This window comes from Sabulicella flocculans (assembly GCF_045449635.1).
Lineage (GTDB): Bacteria > Pseudomonadota > Alphaproteobacteria > Acetobacterales > Acetobacteraceae > Roseococcus.
The window spans coordinates 160,621-177,365 of sequence record NZ_JBJJBR010000001.1 but is presented as its reverse complement, the minus strand read 5'-3'; the positions used below and the strand labels follow the sequence as shown (position 1 = coordinate 177,365).

15 protein-coding genes are annotated in these 16,745 nt (G+C 71.8%); 2 read left to right on the top strand and 13 right to left on the bottom strand.

Annotated elements, in window-relative coordinates:
• Positions 1-20: 20 nt before the first annotated feature.
• Together ACI6QG_RS00930 and ACI6QG_RS00925 are read right to left on the bottom strand one after the other, a co-directional pair.
• Positions 21-956, bottom strand: a complete 936-nt coding sequence (locus ACI6QG_RS00930; protein ID WP_407022677.1) for a potassium channel family protein — start codon at positions 954-956, stop codon at positions 21-23.
• Complete coding sequence (locus tag ACI6QG_RS00925; RefSeq protein WP_407023039.1) at positions 956-1,303, bottom strand: RidA family protein; 348 nt, start codon at positions 1,301-1,303, stop codon at positions 956-958. The genes ACI6QG_RS00930 and ACI6QG_RS00925 overlap by 1 nt, the downstream gene beginning before the upstream one ends.
• Positions 1,304-1,351: 48 nt before the next feature.
• On the opposite strand from ACI6QG_RS00925, the gene ACI6QG_RS00920 reads away from it, so the two are divergent.
• Positions 1,352-1,867 (top strand): TIGR00645 family protein, encoded by a 516-nt coding sequence (locus tag ACI6QG_RS00920; protein WP_407022676.1) that lies wholly within the window; start codon positions 1,352-1,354, stop codon positions 1,865-1,867.
• A gap of 48 nt (positions 1,868-1,915) precedes the next feature.
• A complete protein-coding gene (locus tag ACI6QG_RS00915) occupies positions 1,916-3,040 on the top strand; it encodes a Kelch repeat-containing protein (RefSeq protein ID WP_407022675.1) in 1,125 nt (374 codons plus the stop codon).
• Positions 3,041-3,046: 6 nt separating this feature from the next.
• On the opposite strand, the gene dnaE is transcribed toward ACI6QG_RS00915, so the two are convergent.
• From dnaE to ACI6QG_RS00860, 11 genes are all read right to left on the bottom strand, one after another.
• Positions 3,047-6,475 (bottom strand): DNA polymerase III subunit alpha, encoded by a 3,429-nt coding sequence (gene dnaE / locus ACI6QG_RS00910; protein WP_407022674.1) that lies wholly within the window; start codon positions 6,473-6,475, stop codon positions 3,047-3,049.
• A gap of 9 nt (positions 6,476-6,484) precedes the next feature.
• A complete protein-coding gene (locus ACI6QG_RS00905) occupies positions 6,485-7,168 on the bottom strand; it encodes an ABC transporter ATP-binding protein (RefSeq protein WP_407022673.1) in 684 nt (227 codons plus the stop codon).
• Positions 7,161-8,414: a lipoprotein-releasing ABC transporter permease subunit gene (locus ACI6QG_RS00900; RefSeq protein WP_407022672.1), complete on the bottom strand. Its 1,254-nt coding sequence runs from the start codon at positions 8,412-8,414 to the stop codon at positions 7,161-7,163. The genes ACI6QG_RS00905 and ACI6QG_RS00900 overlap by 8 nt, the downstream gene beginning before the upstream one ends.
• Positions 8,415-8,579 carry a hypothetical protein gene (locus ACI6QG_RS00895; protein ID WP_407022671.1) on the bottom strand — a complete coding sequence of 55 codons (165 nt, stop codon included), beginning with the start codon at positions 8,577-8,579 and terminating at the stop codon, positions 8,415-8,417.
• Positions 8,572-9,879: a proline--tRNA ligase gene (gene proS / locus ACI6QG_RS00890; protein WP_407022670.1), complete on the bottom strand. Its 1,308-nt coding sequence runs from the start codon at positions 9,877-9,879 to the stop codon at positions 8,572-8,574. Before proS ends, ACI6QG_RS00895 begins: the two co-directional genes overlap by 8 nt.
• A 390-nt stretch (positions 9,880-10,269) precedes the next feature.
• Positions 10,270-10,530 (bottom strand): DUF1467 family protein, encoded by a 261-nt coding sequence (locus ACI6QG_RS00885; protein WP_407022669.1) that lies wholly within the window; start codon positions 10,528-10,530, stop codon positions 10,270-10,272.
• A 5-nt stretch (positions 10,531-10,535) separates the two neighbouring features.
• Positions 10,536-12,179 (bottom strand): ribonuclease J, encoded by a 1,644-nt coding sequence (locus tag ACI6QG_RS00880; protein ID WP_407022668.1) that lies wholly within the window; start codon positions 12,177-12,179, stop codon positions 10,536-10,538.
• On the bottom strand, positions 12,176-12,970 hold the full coding sequence (locus ACI6QG_RS00875) for a type III pantothenate kinase (RefSeq protein WP_407022667.1): 795 nt from the start codon (positions 12,968-12,970) through the stop codon (positions 12,176-12,178). Before ACI6QG_RS00875 ends, ACI6QG_RS00880 begins: the two co-directional genes overlap by 4 nt.
• Positions 12,971-12,979: 9 nt before the next feature.
• Positions 12,980-13,717, bottom strand: a complete 738-nt coding sequence (locus ACI6QG_RS00870) for a biotin--[acetyl-CoA-carboxylase] ligase (RefSeq protein ID WP_407022666.1) — start codon at positions 13,715-13,717, stop codon at positions 12,980-12,982.
• An 86-nt stretch (positions 13,718-13,803) separates the two neighbouring features.
• A complete protein-coding gene (gene nuoN / locus ACI6QG_RS00865) occupies positions 13,804-15,225 on the bottom strand; it encodes an NADH-quinone oxidoreductase subunit NuoN (RefSeq protein ID WP_407022665.1) in 1,422 nt (473 codons plus the stop codon).
• A 4-nt stretch (positions 15,226-15,229) separates the two neighbouring features.
• Positions 15,230-16,744, bottom strand: a complete 1,515-nt coding sequence (locus ACI6QG_RS00860; protein WP_407022664.1) for an NADH-quinone oxidoreductase subunit M — start codon at positions 16,742-16,744, stop codon at positions 15,230-15,232.
• Position 16,745: the final 1 nt, after the last annotated feature.

Here is a 16,745-nt window from a genome sequence, read left to right as displayed (position 1 = left end):
TCCGCGCCATTAAGGCCGAATCACGCCGAAGGGTTGTCGCCGCGGCGGCGGGCGGCGGCCCCGCCCTCGCGCCCGCGCATGATCTCGGCGAAGCCGAACAGCAAAAGCAGCTGGCCCAGCACCATCTGGATGGCGGCGAGCAGCCGGATGCCGTCGTCATGCGGCTGGATGTCGCCGTAGCCCACGGTGGACAGCGTGACCACGGAGAAGTGCATGGCGTCGGAGAAGCCGATATGCGTCGGCTCGCCCACCAGCATGAAGATGGGCACGCGCGAGAGCCCGTCGGCGATGCGGTAGAAGCAGCCGAACGCCACCGCCAGCAGCGCGAACAGCGAGACGTAGGTGGCGATGGGAACCGCCAGGTGGCGCAGCCGCCGCCCCACCTGCCGCAGGATGGTCGCCACCTCCACCAGCAGGCGCACCACCTCGCCCACCGCAGCCGCCGTCACCAGCGCCACCCCACCCATGGCGGCCAGCAGCACGGCGGTCTGGCCTGCCCCGGTCATGCGGTTCACCGGCATGGCCAGCGAGCCCACGGCGATGAGGATGCAGGCGCCCAGCCAGCGCGCCACCCGCTCGGGGTGCCAGCGCACGCCGCTGCCCTCGGCGATGGCGGCCAGCTCGGCGCGCCGCACCCAGCAGGCGATGACGAAGCCCATCACCGGCAGCAGGAAGGCGACGGAACGCGCCCAGCCCTCGACGCGCGGGAAGCCCGCCTGCCCGATCACCGCGAAGATGCAGACATACACCGCCAGCCCATTGGCCGCGCCCAGCGCGAAGACCAGCCCGTGCGGGAAGATCAGGTGCAGCGTGCCCACCGCCAGGCCCGCCACCAGCAGCGCGGTGCCGGCGAAGGCCCAGCCCTGGTCCACCACGCCGCCGGCCACCAGCAGCATCAGGGCCACGGTCAGCGCCACCCCCAGCAGGGCGCGCCGGCGCGAGGGGGGGCGCGCCATCACGGCAGCGCCGCCACCCCCGTGATCTCCACCCGCCAGTCCGGGTCCACCAGCGGGGCCTGCACCGTCATGCGCGCGGGCTTGTGGCGGGGGTCCAGCCAGGCATCCCAGGCGCGGTTCATCGCCGGGGCGTCGCGGATGTCGCGCAGCACGACGGTGACGCTCAGCAGGCGCGACCTGTCCGTGCCGGCCTCGGCCAGCAGGGCGTCCACCTGGCGCAGCACGTCGGCGGTCTGCGCCTCGGCGTCGCCGGTGGCGTCGTCGGGCACCTGCCCGGCCAGCCAGACCAGCCCGCCATGCACCACGGCGCCGCTCAGCCGCGCCTCCTCCTGCAACCGCCGGATCATCGCCTTCACCCTTCCCAGGACGACGCCGGTTTGGCACATGCCGGGCCGATGCAGAACCTCCTCGACCGCGCGGTCGTCGCCTCCCGCTACGTGCTGGTGGTGTTCTACCTGGGCCTGGGCGTGGCGCTGGCCGCCTACGCCTTCCACTTCGTGGGCAAGGTGGCGCGCTTCGTCGCCACCGCGCGGGCGCCCGCCAGCGACACCGCCCTGCTGCTGGACCTGCTCTACCTGGTGGATTCCGCGCTGGTGGCCTCCCTGGTGGCGATGGTGGCCCTGTCCTCCTACGACAGCCTGGTGTCGCGGCTGGCGGACGCGCAGGGGCAGTCGCGCTTCGCCTGGGTGTCGAGCCTCGACCCCGGCGACCTCAAGCTGAAGGTCGGCATCGCCATCATCGCCATCTCGGCCATCCACCTGCTGCAGAAGTTCATGAACGTGGACAGCATCCCGGACCGCGAGCTGGCCTGGGCGGTGGGCATCCACGGCGTCTTCGTCGCCAGCGCCCTGGGGCTGGGCCTGCTGGACCGGCTGCAGGCGGCCGGCAAGAAGGCGCGCAAGGAGGGCTGACTTGCCGCCCCGCCCCCGCCTATCCTGCGCGGGACGAGGAGGAACCCCATGCACCGCCGCCCCTTCCTGGCCGCCGCCGGCGCCCTGCTGGCCGCCCCGGCCCTGGCCCAGCAGCACGGCGGGCACGCCCCCGCCCTGCGCCCCCTGCCGCCCTCGCGCGAGCCGTTCCACAACCTGTTCCAGGGCGGCGCGCCGCACCACATCACCCCCGATCAGGCGGCGCAGCGCGTCACCGACAGCCCGGCCCCGCCCGGGCCGATGGGCCGCTGGGCCCCGCGCGCCGACATGCCCATCCCGCGCTCCGAGATGGCCTGGGCCACCGCCTGGAACGGGCGGATGCACGTGGTCGGCGGCTATGGCGAGGGGCAGGTGAACCGCGCCTACCACACCGTCTACGACCCGGCCTCCGACCGCTGGTACGACGCCGCCCCGCTGCCGCGCGGCGCCAACCACGTGGCCGTGGTGGCGCATGAGGGCGTGGTCTACGCCATGGGCGGCTTCATCGAGCAGAACCGCCGCTGCGACGACAAGTCCTTCGCCTACGACGTCGCGCAGGACCGCTGGCGGGAGTTGGCGCCCCTGCCCCGCCCGCGCGGCGCCGCGGCGGCCGTGGTGCTGGACGGGCGCATCCACCTGATCGGCGGCGCCACCGACCCCGCGCCCGAGCGCGCGAGCATCGCCTGGCACGAGGCCTACGACCCGCGCAGCGACCGCTGGGAGCTGCGCCGCCCCATCCCCGCCGCGCGCGACCACGTGGGCGCGGTGACGCATGGGGGCGTCATCCACGTCGCCGGCGGGCGCTTCAACACCTTCCAGTACAACACCGGCCTGCACCACGTGTACCTGCCCGCCCGCGATTCCTGGGTGGAGAAGGCGCCGATCCCCACCCCGCGCTCCGGCCACGGCATGGTGGTGCACAAGGGCCGCTTCTACTGCATGGGCGGCGAGGAAGGCATCATCGAGCGCGGCCAGACCATCCAGGCCAAGGTGTTCGGCCAGATGGAAAGCTACGACCCCGCTACCGACAGCTGGCAGCGCCACGCCCCCATGCCCACCCCGCGCCACGCCGTGGCGGCGGTGAGCATCGGCGACTGGGTGTTCGTGGCCGGCGGCGGCGCCGTGCTGGGCGGCGCGGTGCAGAGCGCCATCCACGAGGCCTGGACGCTGGGGTAGGCGCCGCTACGCCTCCTCCACCGCCGTGACGCCGCGCAGCACCTTCATCGCCTGCATCAGCCGCGGGCCGACGTTCCAGCCGCCGGGCAGGGCCAGCTCCACCTCCTGCCCCGGCCCGATCTGCGGGACGATGGCCACCCGGCCGCGCCCGCGCCCCTCGCGCTCCAGCAGGGAGCGGATGTCGGGCAGCGCGGTGGCGGCGTCCACGAAGATGCGCATGCCCTGGCCGGCCCCGGCGGCCGCCTTGTCCAGCGCCTCGCAATCGGCCGCCGTCAGGCGCAGCGCGTCGTTCTCCAACCGGGCGTCGGCGGTCACCAGCACCGCCTTGCCCTCCTCCAGCAGGTCGCGGCAGCGGCCCAGCACCTCGGAGAAGAAGGTGACCTCGTAGCCGCCCGCCTGGTCGCTCAGGTTCACCCAGGCCATGCGGGAGCCGGTGCGGGTGTTGCGCTCCTTGCGGCCGGTGACGGTGCCGGCGAGCTTCAGCCGCGCCGCGCCGCGCGCGCGCACCGTGTCGCCGATATGCGCCGAAAGGGTGACGCCCAGCCGGCGCAGCGCCGTGCGGTATTCGTCCAGCGGGTGGGCGGACAGGTGGAAGCCCACCGCCTCCGCCTCCTGCGCCAGCTTGTCCAGGGTGGGCCAGTCGGGCGCGTCGGGCAGGCGCAGCAGGGCCGGGCCCTGCTCCACGGCGCCGAACAGGCCGATCTGGTTGCTCTGGCGGTCCTCCGCGCTGGCCTGGGCGCGGCGCAGCACCACCTCGGCGCCCATCACCAGCCGGGCGCGGTTGCCCTCCAGGCTGTCGAAGGCGCCGGCCTTGGCCAGGTTCTCCAGCTGCATCTTGTTCAGCAGCCTGGGGTCCACCCGCTCGGCGAAGTCGGCCAGCGAGGCGAAGGGCGCGCCCTCGTCGCGCGCCGCCACCAGGTCCCTCATCGCCTGCAGGCCGACGCGCTTGATGGCGGCCAGCGCGAAGCGGATGGCCTCGCCCTCGATCACGAACTCGGCGCCGGAGCGGTTGATGTCGGGCGGCAGCACCTTGATGCCCAACCGCGACGCCTCCTGCATGTGCGACGCCAGCTTCTCCGTCTTGTCCATGTCCAGCGTCATGGAAGCCGCCAGGAAGGCGACGGGGTGGTGCGCCTTCAGATACGCCGTCTGGTAGGACACCAGCGCATAGGCCGCGGCGTGGGACTTGTTGAAGCCGTAGTTGGCGAACTTCTCCATCAGGTCGAAGACCTCGCCGGCGGTCCTGGCCTCCACGCCGTTCCCGGCCGCGCCTTCCACGAAGATGGCGCGCTGCTTGGCCATCTCCTCCTTGTTCTTCTTGCCCATGGCGCGGCGCAGCAGGTCGGCGCCGCCCAGGCTGTAGCCCGCCATCACCTGGGCGATCTGCATCACCTGCTCCTGGTAGACCATGATGCCGTAGGTCTCGGCCAGGATGGAGTGGATCAGCGGGTGCGGGCTGTCCCACGCCTCGCCGTGCTTGCGCGCGCAATAGGCCGGGATGTTCTCCATCGGCCCGGGCCGGTAGAGCGACACCGCGGCGATCAAATCCTCGAAGCGGTCGGGCCGCATGGAGCGCAGGCAGTCGCGCATCCCCTGGCCTTCGAACTGGAACACCCCGGCGGCGTCGCCCTTGGCCAGCATGGCATAGGTCGGCGCGTCGTCCAGCGGCAGGCGGTCGAGGTCCACCTCCACGCCCTGGGCGCGCAGCAGCTTCACCGCGCGGTCCAGCACGGTCAGCGTCTTCAGCCCCAGGAAGTCGAACTTCACCAGGCTCGCCTGCTCGACATGCTTCATCGAGTACTGGGTGATCAGCATCTCCGAGCGCGGGTCGCGGTAGATGGCGGTGATCTCCACCAGCGGCTTGCGCCCGATCACCACCCCGGCGGCGTGGGTGGAGGCGTTGCGGTACAGCCCCTCCACCTGTAGCGCGATCTCCAGCAGGCGGCCCACCGCCTCGTCGGTCTCGCGCGCCTCCTGCAGCCGCGGCTCGCCGGCGATGGCGTCCTTCAGGCTCACCGGGTTGGCCGGGTTGTTGGGGATCAGGGAGGCGATGCGGTCCACCTGGCCATAGGGCATGCCCAGCACGCGGCCGACGTCGCGCACCGCCGCCTTGGCCTGCAGCTTGCCGAAGGTGATGATCTGCGCCACGCGGTCGGCGCCGTATTCGCGCACCACGTAGCGGATCACCTCGTCGCGCCGGTCCTGGCAGAAGTCGATGTCGAAGTCGGGCATCGAGACGCGCTCGGGGTTCAGGAAGCGCTCGAACAGCAGGCCGAAGCGCAGCGGGTCGAGGTCGGTGATGCTCAGCGCCCAGGCGGCGACGCTGCCCGCGCCCGAGCCGCGCCCCGGCCCCACCGGGATGCCCTGCCCCTTCGCCCACTGGATGAAGTCCGCGACGATGAGGAAATAGCCCGAGAAGCCCATCTGCTCGATGACGCCCAGCTCGTATTCCAGGCGCTCGGCGTGCACGGGCGGCACCGGGCCCGGGGCGAAGCGGTGCGCCAGCCCCTCGCGCGCCATCGCGGCCACCGTCTCGCCCTCCGTCGCGCCGGGGCGCACCTTGGGGCAGACCGGCAGCTCCGGCTTGCGCGCCGTCTCCACCACCGTGCACATCCGCGCGATGGCCAGGGTGTTGTCGCAGGCCTCCGGCAGGTCGGCGAAGGCGGCGCGCATGGCCGCGGCGTCCTTGAACCAGTGCTCGGCGGTGACGCGGCGGCGCTCGGCCTCCGTCAGCAGGCGGCCCTCGGCGATGCACAGCAGGGCGTCGTGCGCCTCGTGCATCGCCCGTTCGGCGAAATAGACGTCGTTGGTGGCGACGATGGGCAGCGCCGCCTCGTCGGCCAGGCGCAGCAGGCCGGGCTCCAGCGCCGCCTGGCGCGGGGTGGGGCCGTGGCGCATCAGCTCCACCGCCAGGCGGCCACCGAAGCCCTCGCGCAGCGCGTCCAGCAGCCAGGCCGCCGCGTCGCGCCGCCCCTCGGCCAGCAGGCGCGACAGCGGGCCGCCATCGCCGCCGCTCAACAGGAACAGGCCCTCGCCATGCTCCCGCAGGTCGTCCAGCCCGATGCAGGGCCGGCCCGAGGGGCAGTCGGAGCGCATCCAGCCCAGCGAGGACAGGGTCTTGAGGTTGGCCAGCCCCCGCGCGTCCATCGCCAGGGCGGTCAGCACGTCCGCGCCCTGGCGGATCGTGTCCTCCCGCGTGTCGGGCACCGCCTTGCGCGAGAGCCAGAGCTGGCAGCCCATGATGGGCTGCACCCCCTTGGCGGCGGCGGCCTGGGCGAATTCCAGCGCGCCGAACAGGTTGGCGGTGTCGGTCAGCGCCACGGCGGGCATGCCGGCCGCCGCGGCCAGGGCGGGCAGCTTCTCCGCCTTGATGGCCCCTTCCGACAGCGAGTAGGCGGAATGGGCGTGCAGGTGGACGAAGCTCATCCCCCCCATATAGGCGCTTCAGGCGCCGGCGAGGACTCCGTTCCGCAGCGTCACCACCCGGTCCATCCGCGCGGCCAGCTCCGGGTTGTGGGTGGCGATCAGCGCCGCCAGGCCGCGCCCGCGCGCCTCGCGCAGCAACTCGGCGAAGACCATCTCGGCGGTGGCGGTGTCCAGGTTGCCGGTGGGCTCGTCGGCCAGCAGCACGCGGGGCGAGTTGGCCAGGGCGCGGGCGATGGCCACGCGCTGCTGCTCCCCGCCCGAGAGCTTGCCGGGGCGGTGGTCCAGCCGCGCCGACAGGCCGAAGCCCTCCAGCAGGCCCGCGGCCCGCCGCCGCGCCGCGGCGCGGGAGGCGCCGGCGGCCATCTGCGGCAGCATCACGTTCTCCGCCGCGGTGAACTCGGGCAGCAGGTGGTGGAACTGGTAGACGAAGCCGATGGCGTTGCGGCGGATGGCGGTGCGCGCGTCATCTCCCAGCGAGCCCGCCTCCCGCCCCTCCACCAGCACCTCGCCGCCATCGGGGCGCTCCAGCAGGCCGGCGCAATGCAGCAGGGTGGACTTGCCGGTGCCCGAGGGCGCGACCAGCGCCACCACCTCGCCGGCGCGCAGCGACAGGTCGGCGCCCTTCAGCACCTCCAGCACGCCGGCCTCGGTGCGGTAGCCGCGCTGCACGCCGCGCAGCACCAGCGGCATGGCCTCACTCATTGCGCAGCATCTCCACCGGGTCGGTCCGCGCCGCGCGCCAGCTGGGGTAGATGGTCGCCAGCAGCGACAGCGCCATCGCCAGCGCCACCACCTGGATGACCTCGTTCCAGTTCAGCACCGCCGGCAGGCGGGTGAGGAAGTACACCTCCGGGCTGAACAGCTCGGTGCCCGAGAGGCGCTGGATGAACTGGCGGATGGCCTCGATGTTCAGGCAGAACAGCACCCCCAGCGTGAAGCCCAGCGCCGTGCCCACCAGGCCGATGAAGGCGCCGCACATCAGGAAGATGCGCATCACCGCCCCGCGCGTGGCGCCCATGGTGCGCAGCACCGCGATGTCGCGCCCCTTGTCCTTCACCAGCATGATCAGGCTGGAGATGATGTTGAAGGCGGCGACGATGATGATGAGCGTGAGGATGAGGAACATCACGTTGCGCTCCACCTGCACCGCCGCGAAGAAGGACGAGTTGGCGTCCTGCCAGTCCAGGATGCGCACGGGCTGGCGGACGGCGGCGCGGATGTCGCGGTTGGCGGCGCGTACCCGGGTGGGGTCGGCCACGAAGACCTCCACCTGCGTCGCCGCCTCGCGCCCGGTCTGGAAGTACACCTGCGCCGCCTCCAGCGGCAGGAAGACGTAGGATGAATCGTATTCGTTCATCCCCACCTCGAACAGCGCGACGATGCGGTAGGCGCGCAGCCGGGGGATGGTGCCGATGACGGTGGCGCGCCCCTGCGGCGAGACCAGCGTCAGCCGGTCGCCCACGTTCAGGCCCATGCGCAGCGCCAGCCGCGTACCGATGGCGATGGCGTCGTCGCCCGCGAAGTCGTCCAGGCTGCCGGCGCGGATGTTGCCGGCGATGATGGGCCGCGCCCGCAGATCCTCCGGCCGGATGCCGCGCGCCAGCCCGCCCGAGGCGCCGCCGCCCTCGGAGGTCAGCAGCACCTGCCCCTCGACGATGGGCGTGGCCGCGACGACGCCCGGCACGGTGCGGATGCGCTGGGCGATGTCGTCGAACTCGCGCAGGTTGCCGCGCTCGGCGGCGTAGACGCCCAGGTGGCCGTTCAGCCCCAGGATGCGCCCCAGCAGCTCCTGCCGGAAGCCGCCCATCACGCTCATCACGATGATCAGCGTCGCCACCCCGAGCATGATGCCGAGGAAGGAGAAGATGGCGATGGCGGAGGTGAAGCGGTCCCCCCTGCGCGAGAAGAGGTAGCGCCCCGCCACCGCGCGCTCGAACCCGTTGAACACTCAGTTCCCCCGTGTCATGGCCAGCGCCGCGCCCAGCAGCCCCATTCCCATGCTGAAGATGATCTTCGCCTCGGGCGGGCCGTCCAGCCCGAGGATGTCCAGCGCCATGCCGCCGCCGACCCCGAACAGGAAGGCGAGGACGAGGGCGCGCCCCCAGTCAGGCACGGAGCCGCGCCAGCGCGTCCTCCAGCGGCAGCTCCAGCCGCTCGCCGGTGGCGCGGCGCTTCAGCTCCACCTTGCCGGCGGCGGCGCCGCGCGGGCCGATGATGGCCTGCCAGGGCAGGCCCATCAGGTCGGCGTCGGCGAACTTGGCGCCGGCGCGGTCGGCGCGGTCGTCCAGCAGCGCCTCGCTCGGGAAGGCGTCGTGCAGCCGCTGCGCCAGCGCGTCGCAGCCGGCGTCGCCGGGCTTGAGGTTCAGCACCGCCAGCCGCCACGGCGCCACGGCATCGGGCCAGATGATGCCGGCCTCGTCGTGGCTGGCCTCGATGATGGCGGCCACCAGGCGCGAGACGCCGATGCCGTAGGAGCCCATCTCGGGGATCACCTCGGCGCCGTCGGGGCCCTGCACGCGCAGGCCCATCGGCTCGGAATACTTGGTGCCGAAGTGGAAGATGTGGCCGACCTCGATGCCCCGCGCGCTCACCTGGCGCTCCGCCGGCACCTGGGCCCAGGCGGCCTCGTCGTGCTTCTCGTCGGTGGCGGCGTAGTGGCGGGTCCAGAACTCCACCAGGGGGCGCAGGTCGCCGTCGTAATCCGGCGTCTCGGCCAGCGGGTCGAAGTCCAGCAGCGCCTTGTCGAGGAAGACCTGGCTCTCGCCCGTCTCGGCCAGGATGATGAACTCGTGCGACAGCTTGCCGCCGATGGGGCCGGTGTCGGCCTGCATGGGGATCGCCTTCAGCCCCATGCGGGCGAAGGTGCGCAGGTAGGCCACGAACATCTGCCGGTAGGAGTGCTCGGACGCCTCCTTCGTCAGGTCGAAGGAGTAGGCGTCCTTCATCAGGAACTCGCGCCCGCGCATCACCCCGAAGCGCGGCCGCACCTCGTCGCGGAACTTCCACTGGATGTGGTAGAGGTTGCGCGGCAGGTCGCGGTAGGACGTGGCCTCGGCGGCGAACAGGGCGGTGACCATCTCCTCGTTGGTCGGGCCATACAGCATCGGGCGGCCGTGCCGGTCCTCGATGCGCAGCATCTCCTTGCCGTAGTCCTCGTAGCGGCCGGAACGCTGCCACAGCTCGGCGCTCTGCACCGTCGGCATCAGGATTTCCTGCGCGCCCGCGCGGTCCTGTTCCTCGCGCACGAGGCGCGCCACCCGGTCCAGCACGCGCAGCCCGGCCGGCAGCCAGGCGTAGATGCCAGCGGAGGTCTGCCGCACCAGCCCGGCGCGCAGCATCAGCCGGTGCGAGACGATCTGCGCCTCGGCGGGGGTTTCCTTGAGGGTGGGCAGGAAGGCACGGGACAGGCGCAACGCGGGGCATCCTCGGGTCGGGGCCATCCCCCTAGCACGGCTGCGCCGGTTGCCGAAGCCGCACCCCATCCCTCCCAGGGTGGCGCAATTTTGCTGCGCCGCACAAACGAATTCGTGAAGAAAATGACTTGCCGACCGGTAAAGGACGATTTAGACAAAAGAAAGGGCCACCCTCCTCGCGGAAGGCGGCCCAAGTTTAGGGAGGAAACGCCAGTCACACGGCAGAAAGAGGAACATCCTCTCTCTGGCGATCATCTTGGCGGAAACGGCTGGAACGGCCAACGAAAAAGCCCGGCGTAAAAGGCCAAAAACAAGGCATCCGGACTGAATTGCTGCATCTATGGGCGGACGCGGGTGAATCCACCGGCTTCCGCCTTTTTTATGTGCAGGTCAGTCGGGAATGGCCAGCCAAGCGTCGCGGAAGGAAATCAGGTCGCTGGTGACCAGCCACCAGATGCCCAGCCAGATCACCCCGGACAGCAGCGTGGTCCACAGCAGCTTGCGCCCCAGCTGCGGCGCCGCCGGCGCGCCGCGCCAGCCGCCATCCTCCGCCTTCGCCTCCACCTGCGGCCGCACGCCGACCGGCAGGATGCAGAACAGCAGCGTCCACCACACCAGCGCGTAGACGACGAATCCGACGAACCACCCCATGCCCGCTACACCCGCAGCAGGTGGACCTCGACGTTCGGGCGTTTCTTCGCCCGCCGCCCCACCGCCTTGCGCAGCACCGCCCGGGCCGCCTCGCCCACCACCTCGTCGTCGCGCCGGGCCGCCTTGGGCAGCTCGTTCAGCGCGCGCGCCAGCTCCTCGCCCATCTGCGCCAGTTCCGGGCCTTCCGCGTCGAACAGCCCGGGCGCCGAGACGCGCGGCGCGCCCAGCAGCTTGCCCTGCGCATCCAGGGCCAGCGAGGCGACCACCGCCCCCTCGCGCCCCAGCCGGCCGCGGGCGCCCAGCACCCCGCCCCGCACCGGCAGCAGCCGGGTGCCGTCCACCGCCAGCCGGCCCACCGGCACCGTGTCCACCACCTGCACCGGGCCGGGCGCCAGCCGCACCACCGCGCCGTCCTCGATCACCAGGGGCTCGCTGCCGGCCTCCCGCGCCAGGGTGGCGTGGGCGTCCATGTGCCGCCACTCGCCGTGCACGGGGATGGCGGCGCGCGGCTTCACCCAGTCGTACAGCGCGCGCAGCTCCTCGCGCGCCGGATGCCCGGAGACGTGGACGAAATGCTCGTCCGCCGTCACCACCCGCACGCCGCGCCGCGCCAGCTCATCCTGCACGCGGGTGATGGCGCGCTCGTTGCCGGGGATCTGGCGCGAGGAGAAGATGACCGTGTCCCCCTGCCCCAGCGACAGGTTGTTGTGGGTGTCCGTCGCCAGCTTGGCCAGCGCCGAGCGCTCCTCGCCCTGGCTGCCGGTGCAGATCACCAGCAGGTTGTCGTCGGGGATATAGCCCGCCTCGTCCTCGCTCACGAAGTCGGGGATGCGCGACAGGTAGCCGCACTCCCGCGCCGCCTGCACCGAGTTGCGCAGGGAGCGCCCGAACAGCGCCACGTCGCGCCCCGCCGCCAGCCCGGCCAGCGCGATGCTTTCCACCCGCGCCAGGTTGGTGGCGAAGCAGGTGACGGCCACGCGCCCCTTCATCGGCTTGATCAGCTTGGCGAGGGAGCGGCGCACCTCCGCCTCGCTGCCCGAATGGCCCTCGACCATGGCGTTGGTGCTGTCGCACACCATGGCCAGCACGCCTTCCCCGCCCAGGCGGCGGAAGCCGGCCTCGTCGGTCGGCGGGCCGATCAGCGGCTCGGGGTCCAGCTTCCAGTCGCCGGTGTGCACCACCAGCCCGTGCCGGGTGCGGATGGCCATGGCCAGCGCCTCCGGCACCGAATGGGCCACCCGCAGGAATTCCAGGTCGAAGGGGCCGATGCGCACGCGGCCCGGCAGGTCGAACTCCTTCAGCGGCACTTCCTGGGAAAGGCCCGCCTCCGCCAGCTTGCGCCGCAGCACCGCCGAGACGAAGGGCCCGCCATGCACCGGGCATTGCAGGGAGCGCCACAGGTGCGCCACCCCGCCGATGTGGTCCTCGTGCGCGTGGGTGATCACCAGGCCCAGCAGGTCCTTGCGGTGCTCCACCAGCCAGGCGGGGTCGGGCACCAGGATGTCCACGCCGGGCGTGTCGCCGCCGGCGAAGCCGATGCCGCAATCCACCGCCAGCAGCTTGCCGTCGCAGCGGTAGACGTTGAGGTTCATGCCGATCTCCCCCGTGCCGCCGAGGGGGATGAAGGCGAAGTCGTCCGAGGGTGTCATGTGGTTCCAGCGGGGGATGTGGGGCTGGGGTTGCGGCCTGCCAACAGGCGCAGCCCTTCCAGCGTGATGTCGGGGTCCACCGTCTCGATCAGCGCCGTGCCCTCGGCCAGCAGCGGCGCCAAGCCGCCGGTGGCCACCACCTTCAGCCGCGGCGCCTCCGCCTCGGCGCGGATGCGCGCGACGATGCCCTCGATGAGGCCGACATAGCCCCAGAAGATGCCGGACTGCATGGCGCTGACGGTGTCGCGGCCGATGGCCGCCTGCGGCCGGCCGATGCCGATGCGCGGCAGGCGGGCGGCGGCGCGGTGCAGCGCCTCGATGGAAAGGTTGATGCCGGGCGCGATGGCGCCGCCCAGGTAGTTGCCGTCCTTGTCCACCACGTCGAAGGTGGTGGCGGTGCCGAAATCCACCACGATCAGCGGGCCGCCGTAATGGTGGTGCGCCGCCAGCGCGTTCAGCAGGCGGTCCGCCCCCACCTCCTGCGGGCGGTCCACCATGATGCGGAAGCCCCAGTCGAGGATAGAGCGCGCGATCAGCGGCTCGGTGCCGAACCAGTCGCGGCACAGGCGGCGCAGGTTGTACAGGGCGGCGGGCACCACGGTGCCGATGACGCAGCGCGTCACCTGCGCCGGCTTCAGCCCGGCATGGGTCATCAGCGTCAGCAGCCACACGGCGTATTCGTCGCTGGTGCGGTCGGCCCGGGTGGCGATGCGCCAGCGGCCGCGCCACTCCGCGCCGTCATGCACGGCGAAGACGACGTTGGTGTTGCCCGCATCCACCGCCAGCAGCATCGGCGCCCCCTACCCTTCCACCTCGCCGGCGTGCAGCGCGTGCACGCGCCCGCCGGTGGCGAGCAGCAGCCCGCCATCCTCCGCCAGCCCCTCGTAGCGCCCGGCCAGGCGCACCGCCCCGCGCCGCACGGACAGCCACTCGCCGTCCGCGGGCCCGGCCGCCATCCAGGCCTGCCGCACCGGAGCGAACCCCTCCAGCCGCGCCCGCAGCAGCCAGCGCCCCAGCGCGGCCAGCACCTCCCCGGCGAAGGCTTCGGGCGGCAGCGCGCCCAGCGCGGCCGTGGCGCGGCCGGGCACCTCCGGGGCGTGGGCCAGGTTCACGCCGATGCCCAGCACCAGCCAGCCGATGCCGCCATCCGCCGCCACATGCGCCTGCGCGAGGATGCCGGCGCACTTGGCGCCGCCCAGCAGCAGGTCATTGGGCCATTTCAGGCGCACCGGGGCGTGGCGCGACGCAGCCTCGTGCAGCGCCACCGCGGCCAGCAGCCCATATTGGGGCAGCAGCCGCGCCGGCGCCTTCGGCCGCAGCAGCACGGAGAAGGCAAGGTTGCCGGCCGGCCCCTCCCAGCCCCGCCCCTGGGTGCCGCGGCCGGCCAGTTGCCGGCGGGCCAGGATGACCAGCCCCTCGGGCTCCCCGGCTTCCGCCAGGTGCAGCAGCGTGTCCTGCGTGCTGTCCAGCGCCTCGAACACCTGCAGGCGCCAGTCGAGCGCGCCCCGGGTCGGATGCCCGCCGGCGGGCGCTGCCACCTCGCGGTCATCCGACGCGCCTTCGCGCATCCCGCGCATCGGATCCGGACCTCCGGGCCCTTCGGCCGTGCGGTCCTCCGATGCGCTCACCCGATCAGCGCCGCCACCGCCTGCCGGGCGGCGGCCAGCAGCGGCGCCGGGAACAGGAAGAAGAAGGCGGTGAACAGCCCGGTGGCGCCCAAGACCACCGAGACGCCGGCCGGGCGCGCATCCAGCGCCCCCGCATCGGCGTCGAAATACATCACCTTGACGATGCGCAGGTAGTAGTAGGCCGAAACCACCGAGGACAGCACGCCCACCGTCGCCAGCAGCCAGAACCCTTGCTCCACCGCCGGCAGCAGCACGTACAGCTTGGCGAAGAACCCGGCCAGCGGCGGGATGCCGGCCATGGAGAACATGAACACCGCCATCGCCAGCGCCATCATCGGGTCGGTGCGCGACAGCCCGGCCAGGTCGTCCACCTTCTCCACCGCGCGGCCCTGGCGGCGCATCGCCACCAGCACGGCGAAGGAGCCCAGGTTCATGGCGACGTAGATGGCGATGTAGACCAGCACGCCGCGCAGCCCCGTCTCGCCACCCACGGCAAGGCCCATCAGCGTGAAGCCGACATGGCCGATGGAGGAATAGGCCATCAGCCGCTTGATGTTGCTCTGCCCGATGGCGGCCAGGGCGCCCAGCACCATGGAGCCGAGCGAGGCCAGCACGATCACCTGCTGCCACTGCGCCGCGGTGTCGCCGAACGGCCCGGCCAGCACGCGCACCAGCAGCGCGATGCCCGCCACCTTGGGCGCGGCAGAGAAGAAGGCGGTCACCGTGACCGGCGCGCCCTCGTAGACGTCGGGCGTCCACATGTGGAAGGGCACGGCGGCGATCTTGAAGGCCAGCGCGGCGATGATGAACACGATGCCCACCACCGCGCCCGCCGCCACCCCGCCCTCGACCGAGAGCGCGTCGGCCAGCCGGTCGAAATTGGTGGTGCCGGCGAAGCCGTAGACCAGCGAGGCGCCGTAGAGCAGCAGGCCGGAGGCCAGCGCGCCCAGCACGAAGTACTTCAGCCCCGCCTCGGCGCTGCGCGGGTTGTCGCGGTCGAAGGCGGCCAGCACGTAGAGCGGCAGCGAGAGGAGCTCCAGCCCCAGGTAGAGCGACATCAGGTCATTGGCCGAGATCATGACCATCATGCCCAGGCTGGCCAGCAGCATCAGCACCGGGAACTCGAAGCGGTTCAGCCCTTCCTTCTCGTTCCAGTCCAGCGCCACCAGCACCGACAGCGCCGCCGCCGCCAGCGCCAGGATCTTCATGAAGGCGGAGAAGTCGTCCGCGACGTACTGCCCGGCGAAGGCCGTGCCCTCGCCCTGCATCAGCACCAGCACCGCGGTCAGCAGCAGCGCGCCGATGCACGCCATGGCGACCGGGAAGGTCATGTCGCGCTTCGGCAGCACGCCGAAGAGCAGGATGGCGCAGGCCGCGACGGCCAGCACGATCTCGGGGAGGGCGAGTTGCCAGTTCATGCGTTCAAAGCCCCGCGAGACGGGAGGCCGCCTGCATCGCGGCCTGGTGCTGCTGCACCATCTGCGACACCGTGGCCGAGAAGAAAGACAGGAAGGACTGCGGCGAGATGCCCATCCACAGCGTCAGCAGGATCAGCGGCGCGAAGGTCGCGTACTCCCGAGGGCTGAGGTCCAGCAGCGAGCGCAGGTCGTCGCGGGTGATCTTGCCGAAGGCCACGCGGCGGTAGAGGAACAGCATGTAGGCCGCACCCAGCACCATGCCGGTGGCGGCGCCCAGCGCCACCCAGGGGTTCACCGCCCACGCGCCCAGGATCACCAGGAACTCCCCCGGGAAGCCGGCGGTGCCGGGCAGCGCAACGCTGCCCATGGTGAACAGCATGAACACCAACGCGTAGGCCGGCATGATCTTGGCCACGCCGCCGTAGCGCGCGATCTCGCGCGAGTGGACGCGGTCGTACAGCACGCCCACGCAGAGGAACAGCGCGCCGGAAACCACGCCGTGCGCCAGCATGGTGAACAGCGCGCCCTCGATCCCCTGCTGGTTGAAGGTGAAGATGCCCAGCGTGACGATGCCCATGTGCGCGACGGAGGAGTAGGCGATCAGCTTCTTCATGTCCTGCTGCGCCAGCGCCACCAGCGAGGTGTAGACCACCGCCACGATGCTCAGCACGAAGATGAAGGGGGCGAAGTAGGCGCTCGCCTCCGGCAGCAGCGGCAGGGAGAAGCGCAGGAAGCCGTAGGCCCCCATCTTCAGCAGCACGCCGGCCAGGATGACGGACCCCGCCGTCGGCGCCTCCACATGGGCATCGGGCAGCCAGGTGTGCACCGGCCACATCGGCACCTTCACCGCGAAGGAGGCGAAGAAGGCGAGGAACAGCCACACCTGCATGGCGAAGGGGATGTCGAATTCCGCCAGTTCCGGGATGGAGGTGGTGCCGGCGCTGAACCACAGCGCCACGATGGCCAGCAGCATCAGCACCGAGCCCAGCAGCGTGTAGAGGAAGAACTTGTAGGCGGCGTAGACCCGCCGCGCGCCGCCCCACACCCCGATGATCAGGAACATCGGGATCAGCACCGCCTCAAAGAACACGTAGAACAGCAGCAGGTCCATGGCGCAGAACATGCCGACCATCATGGTCAGCAGCACCAGGAAGGCGACCATGTACTCCCGCACCCGCCGGCCCACGCTCTCCCACGAGGCGAGGATGCACAGCGGCACCAGCGCGGTGGACAGCAGCACCAGCAGCACGGAGATGCCGTCCACCCCCATGGCGTAGGAGATGCCGAACTCCGGCAGCCATTCCAGGCGCTCGACGAACTGGAAGTCGGCGCTCGCCTTGTCGAAGCGGAACCACAGGATGAGCGAGAGCGCGAAGGTGATCAGGCTGGTCCACAGCGCCGTCCAGCGCGCGTTGGCGGCCACCGCCGCCTCCTCGCCGCGGAAGCTCATGATGATGAGCGCGCCGGCGAGCGGTAGGAAGGTGATGAGCGAAAGCAGGGGGAAGCCCGCGGCGTTCATG